The following is a 12,310-nucleotide window of genomic DNA, read 5'->3' as shown; positions in this document are numbered from 1 at the left end:
GCGGGTTAACACCTAGGTGTAAACCCGAATTTATGCCTGAGGCCGGGCGTTGTCAACGATTTCGCTTCGACGGATTCTTCGGTTTGATGAAGCGTTGCGGAAAAGCCGCGAAAAAAACGCGCCCGCCGCGGCGTAATCCACCGGGCGGGCGCGAGGGGCGGATACGGCTGGCGTCGGCCCGGAGCCACGGGCCGCGCGGCCGATCACAGGTAGCCGTAGCAGGTCTTCAGCTTGGCGTAATCGTAGAAATGGCTGGTCGGCGCGAGTTTGGCGCCGTCGCAGGCAGCCTGGAAATCGGTCTCGCGCTCGTTGTACAGCATCCGCACGGCCAGGCTCGCGCCGTTGCGGTACACGTCCCATTGCACGTTCGCCGCCATCGGCGACACCTGATCGCCGCGCCACGGGTTGTTGTCGTAGGTGTAGGTTTGCGCGGCCGGCACCGGCACGAACACGTTCTTCAGGTTCATGACCGAGGCGAACGGGATGATTTCCTCGGCGTGCGTGAAGCGCAGCTTGGCGGCGTTGGTCAGGTCGCCTTTGGCAATCGCGTCGGTTTGCGCGAAGAAATCGTCGCGCAGGATGGTCGCCATCTTGTAGGTCACCGGGTTCGCTTCCTGCACGCCCGGCCCCTTCTGGTAGAAGTCGGCCGCGTCCTGCAGATAGGCCAGGTAGCGGGCCTGCGGCGCCGCGATGTACTTCTCCATGGTCACGCCACCCGTTTCGGCCGTCATCGCCGGGGCGACCTGCAGCAGGTTGTAGAGCACGTTGACGGCATCGACGGCCGTCTTGATGGTGGTCTTGCCGTCGCCCTTGAGCGTGTTGCTGAACAGCGCGTCCGACGAGGCGAACGTGTAGGTGCCGGTGTTCGCGAACGTATAGCCGGTGGTGCCGAGCTTGGCGAGGAAGGCCGGCGTGACGAGCTTCGATAGCACGGCCTGCGCGGCGTCGCTGGCGGCGGACGACGCGTTGATGTCGGCCAGCTTGGCGGTGACGGTCGCGTCGCTCGAATAGGCCTGATAGGTGAGGCTGTCGCGATAGGTGGCGTAGTTCGCGTCGGTCGTGGTGGTGACCAAGTCGGTGGCGGCCTTCAGCGCATGAAAGTAGAGCAGGAAGCGGTTGGTGCCGGCCGGCTGCGCGACCGGCGCGCCTTCCGGATAGGGCGCGGGCGCGGCCGGCAACGTGATGGCGGCACTCAGCACGGGCTTGTTCGTGACCAGCGCGCCCGAGAAGTAGGTCGAGCTGTCGACCGCGCGATCCTGGCCGGAGTTGACCACCACCACCTTGCGCGAGCCGTCGAACAACGCGGGCATGCGTTGCAGCAGGCGCGCGGCGAGCTGTTGATGCTCGCGGATGCCGGCCAGCGTGAGGTTGCCGTAGCCCGGCGTCGAGATGCCCGTTACGCCGTAACCGAGCAGTGCGTTGGCCTTCATCATCGTGAACGTGTCGGCCTTCAGTTGCTTGCCGAGGTCGGTCAGTGCGCCGTCGGCGTCGGCCTTCAGCAGCATGGCGTAGATCGCGCCGTCGTACTTGAAGCTCGACAGCCCGCGCGAGCCGTGGCGCGCCACCAGTTCGGTGTAGACGGGCGCGTAGCCTGACGGCGCGGCCTCGTAGGTGGCCGGATCCTGCTGCGGCTGGTACGGCGTCTTGGTCTGGTAATAGGTTGGCGCGGCGGCCGTGACGGGCGACGTGACCGGCTGGGTGGCCGGCGGCGTGGCGGCCGTTTGCGGGGTGTCGTCGGAGCCGCAGGCGGCGAGGAAGCAGGCAAGGGCGACGCAGGTCGCGCGGGTCGTCAGGGCAGTCATGTTCGCGGGCGGGAGGAAATTCGAGCCGCGAGTGTCGCAGACGACTTTGACAGCAAAAAGTCAGAATTCCGAAATATTTCAGGAAGGAATTCGTCGGACTTGAGATGCGTGCTGCCTGCTTTCTCGGTACTGCATCGTTACGATGCATCAAGCCGAATCAGCTGCCGAAATAGATGTTGCAGAAGCTGGCCGGGCCGACGCAATCGGCGGGCGTTTGCGCCGGTTGTTGCGGGGCGCGCTGCGTGCCGTGCGCTTGCTGCGGCGCCGGTTGCGCGTTGCCCGAGGCAGTTTGGGCGTGGGCGGCGCAGGCGGCGGAAAGGGCGAGGGCGGCGATCGCGAGTTGCATCGGCTTCATGTTGGTTCTCCTGAGGAAGTGCCGCGGTTGCGGCGTTGAGGTCACTATAGGAGCGCCCCGCTTCGGGATTAACCACCTGTCTTGGGCAGGATTCTTCCAGATTCAGGAGAGATCGCCGTGTCGGCGCAGGCGGCGCGGCCGGCGCCGTGCGCGCACGAACGGCGCGTCGCGATCGAGCAGCGCGGCGCGGATGAAATGCAGCCCCACCAGCACGCGACGCATGCGCCGGCTGTCGGCCGACGAGGCCTCCCAGGCCGGGCGCGCGCGCAGGATCGCGCGAATCGCCAATGCCACCGATCGTTGCGCGCGCAACAGCTTGCGCGCGTCGGGTGCATCGAACAGGTCGGGCAGCATCGCCAGCATGTGCCGCACCGGCGCGAGCCAGCGCAGCGTGCCGGCCGCGCGCGCCGCGTCGAACGGCGTCAGCTCGCCGCGCAGGTCGATCACGGCGTGGCCGATCTCCAGCGTGACGAACAACCAGCGCAGGCTCGCGCGATGGCGCGCCGAGCGCTTCATCAGCAGTTGCCGCAGGTGCGAGGTCAGCTCGTGCGCGCCCGACTGGAAGCGTCCGTGCAGGCCGTCGAGCGGCGCCTCGCAGGCAAGCCGCACGCGCGCACGCAGGTCGCGCTGGATGCGCTCGATCAGCCAGGGCATCTCGGTCGGGAAGATCACGGCGAACACCAGCGCGGCCGTCAGCATCGCGGCCACCACGGCCATGCCGTTGTTGAGCAGCAGGTCGGGCTGGTAGACGGTCACGTTGTCCGGCCCGGCCAGCAGGCAGAAGAACACGATGTAACCCACGCCGTAGCCCGACAGCGCGGGCCGGGTGGTCACGAACACGCCGGCCGCCAGCAGCGGCGCGAGCGTCGCGCACAGCAGCGGGAAGCCGTCGATGTTCGGGTAGAGGTAGCACACCACCAGGTAACCCGCGAGCGTCGCCACCGCCGCGCCGGCGGCCATCTGCGCGACGAAGCGCGGCGCGCGCGCCGAGGTGGAACTGAGCGCGCAGGCGATCGCGGCGGCGATGGTGGCGAGGCCGCCGCTCGGCCAGGCGGTCGCGAGCCAGAACGCGCCGACGATGCCGAGCACCACCACGCTGCGCACGAACGTGAACGCGACGAACACGTTGTTGGTGCGCACCGTATAGCGCGGCGCGGTGTTTTCGAGCGCGTGCGAATCGGTGGCGAGCGAGGCGTGGGTTTGTGCGTAGCCGGCGAATTCGTCGACGAAGCGCGTCATCAGTTCGATCGCCGTGTCGAAATCGAGCAGGTCGTCGGCCGGGCCGGTGGCGATCGCGGCGCGTGCGTCGCGAGCGAGTTGCGGCAGCGCTGTCAGCAGCTCGCGCAACGCGCGCAGCGCCGCGCCGTGTTTGGCCGTGCCCGGCGCGGCGCCCGCCTGCAACGCCGCCAGCGCCGCCGCGAGCCGTTCCAGCGGCGGCGCGAGCGCGGCCAGCACCGTGGCGGCGCGGCGATGCACGAGCCGACGATGCAACTGCCGCAGCGCATGCAGGCGCGTGCAGGTGCTGACGAATTCGCCGTTGAGCCGCGCGAGGCGCCGGCTGCGCGCGCGGATGCGGGGGTCCTCGAACGAGGCATAGGCGCGGATCGCATCGAAGCCGACGATGTCGTCGACGAAATCGGCGAAGCGCCGCTCGAATTCGCCGCGCGCCAGCGTGCCGCCGAGCGCCGCCGCCGCGAACGCGACGAAGCGCGCATGCCGCGCGTTCAGCGAGCGCATCAGCGCGCGGCTCGAACTGAGCGGCAGCACCAGCCCGCTGACGGCGGCCGAACAGACGATGCCCACCGTCACCTCGGCCGCGCGCGTCAGCGCCGACAGGAACAGCGCGTCGGGCGTCATCACGGCCGGGATGCCGATCAGCGCGGCCGTGTAGCCGGCCAGCACATAGCCGTACCAGCGGAAATGGCGGTTGCGCACGGCCGCCGCGATGCAGGCGCCCACCCACAGCGTGATGCCGGCCATGTACAGCTCGGGCTGCTGCGCGAACAGGCCGCCCAGCGCCAGCGCGGCGGCCAGGCCCACGGCCGTGCCGATAGTCCGGTAGAACGCCTTGGCGAACACCATCCCGCTCATCGGCTGCATCAGCACGAACACGGTGGTCATGGCGATGCGCGGCTGCGAAAGTTCGAGGCGCATGGCGATGCCCATTGCCAGCAACGCGGCGGCGACGGTCTTGGCCAGATGGAGCCAGATCAGGCCGTCGGAGAAGGCCCACTCGCGCAGAAGGTGGGCCATGGGTGCGAGCCGGGCCGACCAGCGCCGGGTTTCGGCGGCAACACGGACAGACGCGGACGGGAGTTTCATCACGACAAGGCGGGGGCGAGACGGGCGCGCGGGGTTCGACGGAGGTGGGCCGGAGTGACGTCGCAGCCCGGCCCGCTGCGGCGCAGATTGTAGGAGGACGATATTCCGCCATTAATCGATCCTAGGGGAAACCAGAGTTGCAGGGCTGGCAACAATCGGGCAAGACGACGGGCGGACAATGTCGGCTTCTTCTGCCGTACTGAATAACAATGGACACGTTGCAAAACATGCGGGTGTTCGCCCGCGTGGTGGAGGCAGGCAGTTTCACGGCGGCCGCGATGTCGCTGAACTCGACCACCGGCGCGATGTCGCGCGCCGTTTCCGAACTCGAGGCGCGGCTGCGCACGCGCTTGATGAACCGCTCGACGCGCCGCCTGTCGCTGACGCCGGCCGGCGAGAACTATCTGCTGCGCTGCCGGCAGATCCTGGCCGACGTCGATACCGCCGAGGAAGAAGCCAGCGGCGCCTACGAGCGGCCGTCCGGTGTGCTGAGGCTGCACAGCTACGCGAGCATCGGCCAGCATTACGTGCTGCCCGCGCTGAACGCGTATCGCGAGCAGCATGCGGATGTTTCGGTCGAGCTGTCGCTGTCGCAGCGCATGCCCGACCTGTTCGATGGCAGCAACGACATGGCGGTGGTCACGGCCTCGTCGCTGCCCGATTCCGAACTCGTCTCGCATCAGCTCGGCGAAACCTTCAGCATCCTGTGCGCGTCGCCGTCCTATCTGCGCTCGCGCGGCGCGCCGGCCGATCCGGCGGCGCTTGCCGCCCACGATTGCCTGACCTTGCAGACGCCCGCGTTTCCCACTCACGACTGGCTGCTCGAAAGCCGCACCGGCCAGGTCGAGCAGATTCGCGTGAGCGGGCCGGTGCAGACCAACACGGCCGAATCGCTGGCGATCGCGATCCGCGCGGGCGTGGGCATCGGCATGCTGCCGCTGTACGCGGCGATCGGCCTGCTGCGCGACGGCTCGCTGATGCGTGTGCTGCCGGGCCACACGCTGCAGCGCATGAACATCTACGCGCTGTATCCGTCGCGCCGCTTCGTCGATGCGAAGGTGCGCACGTGGGTGGAATTCCTGCGCGCCGACATGCCCGATCGCCTTGCGCGCGACGAGGCGCTGCTGGCCGCGCTCGATGCGCGCATGCAGGCGGCCGTGGCCTCGTCGCGTCGCGTCAAGGCTGGTGCGGCGGGCTGATCGGGTACCGCCGGCAACGCGGCGGTGCGGGGTATGGGCGCGAGCGTATCGAAGCATGGCGTCCACTCCTGTCGATTCGGATTCCCAATGAAAACGGCGCGGGCTGTGGCCGCGCCGTTTGCTATTACTGCCTGCACTGCTTGAGCGCCTAGGCTCGGACGCGCCGACTGCCTTAGTCGGCCCGAACCGCTTTGCCGGCTTCCGACACGGCCGCACCGTTCGGTCCATACGACTGCTTGGCGGCCTGGCTCGCGGCCAGACGCTTGGTGGCGAGGCGTTCCTGCGCGGCCTGCACGTCGGCGGGGTAGGCCGAATCGTTGCCGCTGGACGGCGAGTAGCCGACCGATTCCAGATCGACCAGTTCCTGGATCACCTGGGCGCGGGTCAGGCCGTGATGCGCGGTTTGCGCGAAGGCCAGGGCGGGCGATGCAATCAGCATGGCGGCGGCGGTCGAGACGACGATCTTCTTCATGGTGTGACTCCTTGCGGGTGGGTGGCCGGCATCGTTGTTGCAAGCGCCGAACCAATGACTGCAGTGTAGGGAGCGGCCGCCGACGGAAACACCGGGCAGCGCGGAGGGCAGCCTTCCGGATCGCGCAACAGTGGCGGCGTTTTTTTGGCGCGGAGTCGATTGATTAGAATGAATGCCGCCCGCCCCACCACAGGAACGTCCATGAAGATCGTCAATGCGACGCTGCGCCGCCGCAGCGGCCTCCACACCCTCGAACTCGACGGCGCGACGATCGCGCGAATCGTGCCGCAGGAGGGCTCGGTCACGGCATCGGGCGACGACATCGACGCGGGCGGCCGGCTCGCGATCGCGCCGTTCGTCGAGCCGCACATCCATCTCGACGCGGTGCTGACGGCGGGCGACCCCGAATGGAATCGCAGCGGCACGCTGTTCGAGGGCATCGAGCGCTGGAGCCAGCGCAAGGCCACCATCACCCACGAGGACACCAAGACGCGCGCCCACACGGCGATCGCGATGCTGCGCGATCACGGCATCCAGCACGTGCGCACCCATGTCGACGTGACCGATCCGACGCTGGCCGCGCTCGCGGCGATGCTCGAGGTGAAGGAGGAGGCGCGCGGGCTGATCGACTTGCAGATCGTCGCGTTTCCGCAGGAAGGGATCGAATCGTTCGACCACGGCCGCGCGTTGATGACGCGCGCGATCGAGATGGGCGCGGACGTGGTCGGCGGCATTCCGCACTTCGAGAACACCCGCGAGCAGGGCGTCAGTTCGATTCACTTCCTGATGGATCTGGCCGAGCGCAACGGCTGCCTCGTCGACGTGCATTGCGACGAAACCGACGATCCGCATTCGCGCTTTCTCGAAGTGCTGGCCGAGGCGGCGCGCGTGCGCGGGATGGGCGCGCGCGTGACGGCCAGCCACACCACGGCGATGGGTTCCTACGACAACGCCTATTGCTCGAAGCTGTTCCGGCTGCTCAAGCGCTCGGGCATCCACTTCATTTCCTGTCCGACCGAAAGCATTCACCTGCAGGGGCGCTTCGACACGTTCCCGAAGCGGCGCGGCGTGACGCGCGTGGGCGAGCTCGATCGCGCCGGCATCAACGTGTGCTTCGGTCAGGATTCGATCCAGGACCCGTGGTATCCGCTCGGCAACGGCAACATCTTGCGGGTGCTCGATGCCGGCCTGCATATCTGCCACATGATGGGTTACGACGAACTGCAGCGCTGCCTCGATTTCGTCACCGATCACAGCGCGAAGGCGCTGTCGCTCGGCGAGCGCTACGGGCTGGAGGCCGGGCGGCCCGCGAACCTGCTGGTGCTCGATGCAGTGAGCGATTACGACGCGGTGCGCCGCCAAGTCAAGCCGCTCGTGTCGGTGCGCGCGGGGCGCGTGATCCTGCGTCGCGAGCCGGAGCGGATCGCGTATCCGCAGGCGGGTTGATCGTTGGCTGCGCAGGCGGCCGAGGTTTAGCGCCGCGCCAGCGCTCGCCGCGAAGGACGCGTGAGCTTGCGCCGTGAGCCGGAATGGATCGCCTATGCGCAGTTGGGTTGATCGCTCTCCGTGCGGGCGGGCAGCGTCAGCGCCTGCCGCGCGGCAACGGCTGTCAGCGTGTTGGTGAACGTGCGCAGCCGAGTCGGCGGATTTTGCCGCATGAGCCAATACGCGTTCCAGACCACATAAGCGCAACAAATCGCACATCGCGGTGGCTCGGAATCATTGCTGCCCGGGTTTCGACACGGCAAGATGCCGCCATCGCCGATATCGAGGGATTGAAAAACAGTCGTGAAGATCACGGACTCCCCCACGCAGTTGCAATTTCCGACCGGGCCGCACGAGGATGTGCTGACCTCGGCCATCAACGCCGATGCGCCGATCCGCTTCTCGTGTCGCGACGGCTTTTGCGGCCAGTGTCGCGGCGAGGTGCTGGCCGGCTGCTACGCGGCCGGCCGCGACGGCCCGCTGCGCGAGGTGGCGGCTGGTGGCGCGCCCGAGCCGGTGCTGATGTGCCAGACCTACCCGCGTTCCGATCTCGCGATCCGCATGCCGCAAGCAGGCGATGCGTCGAGCGCGGTGCGCGCCGCGCGCATCGAGGCTGTCGAGCCGGTGGCCGCCGATATCGCGGTGGTGCGGCTCGATCTTCTCGACGCCGCGCCGTTCATGTACGAGGCCGGGCAATGCGTGTCGATTCGCTGGTCGGCGAACGGCTGCAAGCCGTTTTCGCTGGCGCGCGCGTGCGATGGCGGGCGCACGCTCGAACTGCATGTGCGCAAGGTCGCGGGCGGCGATTTCACCGAGTGGCTGTTCGCGGGCGGCGGGCAGCGCGCGGTGGGCGCGATCGTCGGCATCGAAGGGCCGCTCGGCGAATTCGGCTGGCGCTCGCCGGCCGCGCGCCCGGTGGTGCTGATGGCCGGCGGCACCGGTTTCGCGCCGCTCGCGGCGATGATCGAGGCCGAGCGGCTGTGGGAGGGCGAGCGCCCTGTGCATCTCTACTGGGGCGGGCGCATGGCCGCTGATTTGTATGCCGACGCGCGCTGCCGCGCGTGGGCGGCCGGCAATCCGCACTTTCGCTACGTACCGGTGCTGTCGGGCGACGACGCTGCCGCCGACGGCGTTCGGCACGGCTCGATGGTCGCCGCCGTGATGGACGATTTCGCGTCGCTCGCCAACGTCGACGTATACGCCTGCGGCGCACCCGCGATGGTCGAGGCCGCGAAGGCGGGACTCGTCGGCGCGCGCGGCTTGCGGGCCGAGCGTTTCTTCGCCGATCCGTTCTCGCCGCCCGTCGTACGGCATGCCGCGCGAGACGCCTTGATCCGCCTGAACCTGCATTGGCCCGATGGCGGCGGAGGCTACCTGATGGCCGCCGAGGGGCAACGGCTGCTCGGCGCGCTGATGAGCGGCGGGATCGCGCTCCAGCACGTGTGCGGCGGCAACGCCGTGTGCGCGACGTGCGCCGTGACGGTGACCGCGCGCCAGGACGGCCGCGCAAGCGAGAGCACTATCACGCCCCCGGGCGAGGAAGAAGCAGACCTGCTCGACTTTCTCGGCACGGCCCCCGCCACGCGGCTGGCGTGTCAACTCCGGCTCGACCGCGCGTTCGATCATGCCGACGTGGTGCTGCCCGGCGCGCCCCCGCAGGGCGATACAGCGTGTGCGCAACAGGAGGCGCGATGATGCGCCGCGAGGATTACGAGGACGTCGGCCCGCATTTCGACATCGCGGGCATGCTCGGCGTGCGCCGCCGCAGCCGCGCGGCCGTGCATGCGATCGCGGCGCGCATCGCACCGGGCATGCGCGAGGAGGACGCTACGCGCGCCGCGCGCACGGTGCTGCGCGAGCACGGCCTGCTGCGCGGCTGGCACAAGATCATCGTGCGTTTCGGCGCGAACACCGTGCGCGAATACGGCAATCCGTCCGCGCCCGGCGTGGTGCTGGCGGCCGACGACATCTTCTTCATCGATATCGGCCCGGTGTGGGACCGCTGGGAGGGCGACGCGGGCGAAACCTTCGTGGTGGGCGCGGACCCCGAGATGCACCGGGCGCGCGCCGACGTGTTCCGGCTCTGGCAGACGGTGCACGACCTCTGGCGCGCGGAGCGCATCACGGGGCGTGCGCTGTACGAATTCGCCACGCGCGAGGCGCAAGCGATGGGCTGGGAACTGAACCTGAAGCGGATGTCGGGGCACCGGATCGCCGATTTTCCGCACGAACCGAAGTTCGCCGGCACGCTGTCGACGGCCGACGTGGTGCCGAGCGCCCACGTCTGGATTCTGGAGATGCACATACGTCACAAGACGCGGGGTTTCGGGGCGTTCTACGAAGACCTGATGGTGGAGCGGGAGATCGAGGGGCGCTGAGGGGGGAGGGCCCGGCCCGAGGCCCGAGTTTCTAAGTGCGAAGCGCGAGCCTCTGAGCGAAGCCGAAGCCCAAGCCAAGCCAAAGCCAAGCCCAAGCCCGACATCAGCCGCCGAACACCCGCTCGATACCCGCCGCGACGCGCAGCACGCGCGCGTCGTCCAGCGCCAGGCCGGCCACGCTCAAGCCCACCGGCGCCGCGCCGGCCGGCGTGCACGGCAGCGACACCGCGCAGCCGTCGAGAAAGTTGATCACCGACGGGTTGCGCAGCGCCAGCGCATTCGCCGCCGCGAAGCGCGCGGCGTCCGATTCGAGCGGCGCGATCGGCGGCGGCACCACCGGCACGGTCGGCATCAGGAATGCGTCGAAGCCGTCGAGCGCCGCGCGCGCCTGCGCGATGGCATCGGCGCGTGCGGCCAGCAGGTCGAGGTAGTCGGCCGCGCCGGCCGGCTCGCCCACCCGCAGCCGCGCCAGCACGCGCGGATCGTAATCGCCCGCGCGCGTGGCCAGCGTCGTGCGATGCGTCGCGTAGGCCTCGATCGGCGAGAAGCCGAAGCGGTTGATCGACGGCAGCGCGTCGAGCACCGGCAGCCGCAGCGGCACGAGCTTCGCGCCGGCGCGCGACAGGCGGGCCAGCGCGTCGTCCCAGGCGCGCGCCACCGTGTCGTCCATCTGATCCGTCACGTAGTGGCTCAACACCGCGAGACGCAGGCCCTCGAGCGGCGCGGCGTCGAGCGCGAAGCCACCGGCCTGGATCGATTCGCCTGCCAGCAGCCGGTCCACCAGCGCGCAGCAGGCCACGCTCGGCGCGATCGCGCCGGCCGAATCGAGCGTGGTCGACAGCGGGAACATGCCGCGCGTCGTGATGCGCCGCGCGGTGGGCTTGAAGCCGGTCAGCCTGCAGAACGCGGCCGGAATCCGCAGCGAGCCGCCGGTGTCGCTGCCGAGCCCGGCGGCCGCCATGCCCTGCGCCACCGAGGCCGCCGCACCCGACGACGAGCCGCCCGCCACGCGCGGCTCGTCCGGCTGCCACGGCGAGCGCGGCGTGCCGTACCACGGGTTGACGCCAAGCCCCGAGAACGCGAATTCGCTCATGTTGGTGCGCCCGATCAGCACCGCGCCGGCGCGGCGCATCAGCGCGATGGTCGGCGCGTCCTGCGCGGCCGGCGGCGCGTCGTCCAGCACGCGCGAGCCAGCGCGCGTGCGCTGGCCGGCCACGTCGTACAAGTCCTTGACCGAGACGGGCAGCCCGGCCAGCGGCGACAGGCGAATCCCGGCGCGGCGCAGCGCATCCTGCGCATCGGCCTGGCGGCGGGCATCGTCGGCATCGACATGGCAGAACGCATGCGCGCCGTGGCCGCCGTCGGCGGCGATCCGGTCGAGCGCGGTATCGACGAGGGCGCGGCTGGTGGTGGCGCCGGCATCGAGTTGGGCGGCCAGTTGCAGCAGCGGGGTGGCGGGAGCGAAGGTCATCGGGGCGTCTCCGGCAAATTTATCGTGTGCGAAATAGGGAAACGGGCGCGCGGCGGGCGCGCCCGGGGGCGGATGCGTCAGGCGACGACCGGCAGCGCTTCGACGCGATAGTGATGGTGCAGGCTGCGGCCCAGCACCGGATCGTGCAGTTCGAGTTCGAACGCGTCGCCGCTGGTCATCGCCGCCATCTCGCCGCGCACGGCCAGCGTGCCGCTGTACATCGCGCAGCCGGCCGGCAGTGCCGCCGCATCGCGTTCGGCATAGCGCTGCCAGAGCGCGGCGGGCGGCAGCAGGCCGTCCACCGCGCCTTCCTGATACAGGCGCGTCGTGCCGTTGGCGGCCACGAAGCGCGAGCGCAGCACCAGTTGGTCCCAATGCGCGGCCACGTCGGCGTAACGCCACGCTTCACGCGCCACCGGCTTCGCGCACACCTGCTTCGACACGGCGACGCTGTACGCCTCGGTCTTGCGGTCGGTGTGGTCGGAGCCGATCGTCACGAGCGTGCCGAGCGGACTGTCGAACAGCACGCATTCGATCTCGCCGCTGGTGTCGCCGCCGAGCACCTCGATGTCGTGCGCCTGCGTCAACTGGTCGGCGGCAACGCGATAGAAGCACGGCGTGCTGGTGGGCGGCGCCACGCCGAGCGCGGCGAGTTCGTCGATGTGATGCTGGATCGCGGCGGCGTCGCGGCCGGCCCAGCCGGCGATCACGAGCGCGTCGAGAGCGACGTCGAGCGTGCGCGGCTCGCTGTCGAGCGAGGAAACGGTAAAGGAAAGCAGAGTCATGATCGGAATCGGGAAGTGCGGGAGCCGGCGCCGCCTCGCGC

10 protein-coding genes are annotated in these 12,310 nt (G+C 69.4%); 4 read left to right on the top strand and 6 right to left on the bottom strand.

What is annotated here, in order from left to right; translation table 11 throughout:
- Positions 1-203: 203 nt before the first annotated feature.
- The 3 genes from ACYP33_RS01405 to ACYP33_RS01395 all read right to left on the bottom strand — a co-directional run bounded on the left by ACYP33_RS01405 (position 204) and on the right by ACYP33_RS01395 (position 4,479).
- Positions 204-1,802 carry a histidine-type phosphatase gene (locus tag ACYP33_RS01405; protein WP_459619246.1) on the bottom strand — a complete coding sequence of 533 codons (1,599 nt, stop codon included), beginning with the start codon at positions 1,800-1,802 and terminating at the stop codon, positions 204-206.
- Between the two features lie 157 nt (positions 1,803-1,959).
- Positions 1,960-2,157 carry a hypothetical protein gene (locus ACYP33_RS01400; protein ID WP_414447431.1) on the bottom strand — a complete coding sequence of 66 codons (198 nt, stop codon included), beginning with the start codon at positions 2,155-2,157 and terminating at the stop codon, positions 1,960-1,962.
- 102 nt (positions 2,158-2,259) lie between these two features.
- A complete protein-coding gene (locus tag ACYP33_RS01395) occupies positions 2,260-4,479 on the bottom strand; it encodes an FUSC family protein (RefSeq protein ID WP_459619244.1) in 2,220 nt (739 codons plus the stop codon).
- 209 nt (positions 4,480-4,688) lie between these two features.
- Here ACYP33_RS01395 and ACYP33_RS01390 point away from each other — a divergent pair, with 209 nt between their 5' ends.
- On the top strand, positions 4,689-5,678 hold the full coding sequence (locus ACYP33_RS01390) for a LysR family transcriptional regulator (RefSeq protein WP_459619242.1): 990 nt from the start codon (positions 4,689-4,691) through the stop codon (positions 5,676-5,678).
- Between the two features lie 172 nt (positions 5,679-5,850).
- Here the strand turns inward: ACYP33_RS01390 and ACYP33_RS01385 are convergent, their stop codons facing one another.
- Entirely contained in the window at positions 5,851-6,150 is a 300-nt protein-coding gene (locus ACYP33_RS01385) for a DUF4148 domain-containing protein (RefSeq protein ID WP_459619240.1), read from the bottom strand.
- Positions 6,151-6,351: 201 nt separating this feature from the next.
- Here ACYP33_RS01385 and codA point away from each other — a divergent pair, with 201 nt between their 5' ends.
- The 3 genes from codA to ACYP33_RS01370 all read left to right on the top strand — a co-directional run bounded on the left by codA (position 6,352) and on the right by ACYP33_RS01370 (position 10,013).
- Entirely contained in the window at positions 6,352-7,596 is a 1,245-nt protein-coding gene (codA, locus tag ACYP33_RS01380) for a cytosine deaminase (RefSeq protein WP_459619238.1), read from the top strand.
- Between the two features lie 342 nt (positions 7,597-7,938).
- Positions 7,939-9,330 (top strand): 2Fe-2S iron-sulfur cluster-binding protein, encoded by a 1,392-nt coding sequence (locus ACYP33_RS01375; protein ID WP_459619236.1) that lies wholly within the window; start codon positions 7,939-7,941, stop codon positions 9,328-9,330.
- Positions 9,327-10,013 (top strand): M24 family metallopeptidase, encoded by a 687-nt coding sequence (locus ACYP33_RS01370; protein WP_459619234.1) that lies wholly within the window; start codon positions 9,327-9,329, stop codon positions 10,011-10,013. Before ACYP33_RS01375 ends, ACYP33_RS01370 begins: the two co-directional genes overlap by 4 nt.
- A gap of 103 nt (positions 10,014-10,116) precedes the next feature.
- Here the strand turns inward: ACYP33_RS01370 and ACYP33_RS01365 are convergent, their stop codons facing one another.
- Entirely contained in the window at positions 10,117-11,484 is a 1,368-nt protein-coding gene (locus ACYP33_RS01365; RefSeq protein ID WP_459619232.1) for an amidase, read from the bottom strand.
- Positions 11,485-11,561: 77 nt separating this feature from the next.
- Positions 11,562-12,269 carry a DUF2848 domain-containing protein gene (locus ACYP33_RS01360; protein ID WP_459619230.1) on the bottom strand — a complete coding sequence of 236 codons (708 nt, stop codon included), beginning with the start codon at positions 12,267-12,269 and terminating at the stop codon, positions 11,562-11,564.
- Positions 12,270-12,310: the final 41 nt, after the last annotated feature.

Source organism: Burkholderia sp. 3C, from assembly GCF_054589155.1.
Note: the sequence above shows the minus strand (reverse complement) of the source record. Positions and strands in the feature narration are given on the sequence as shown.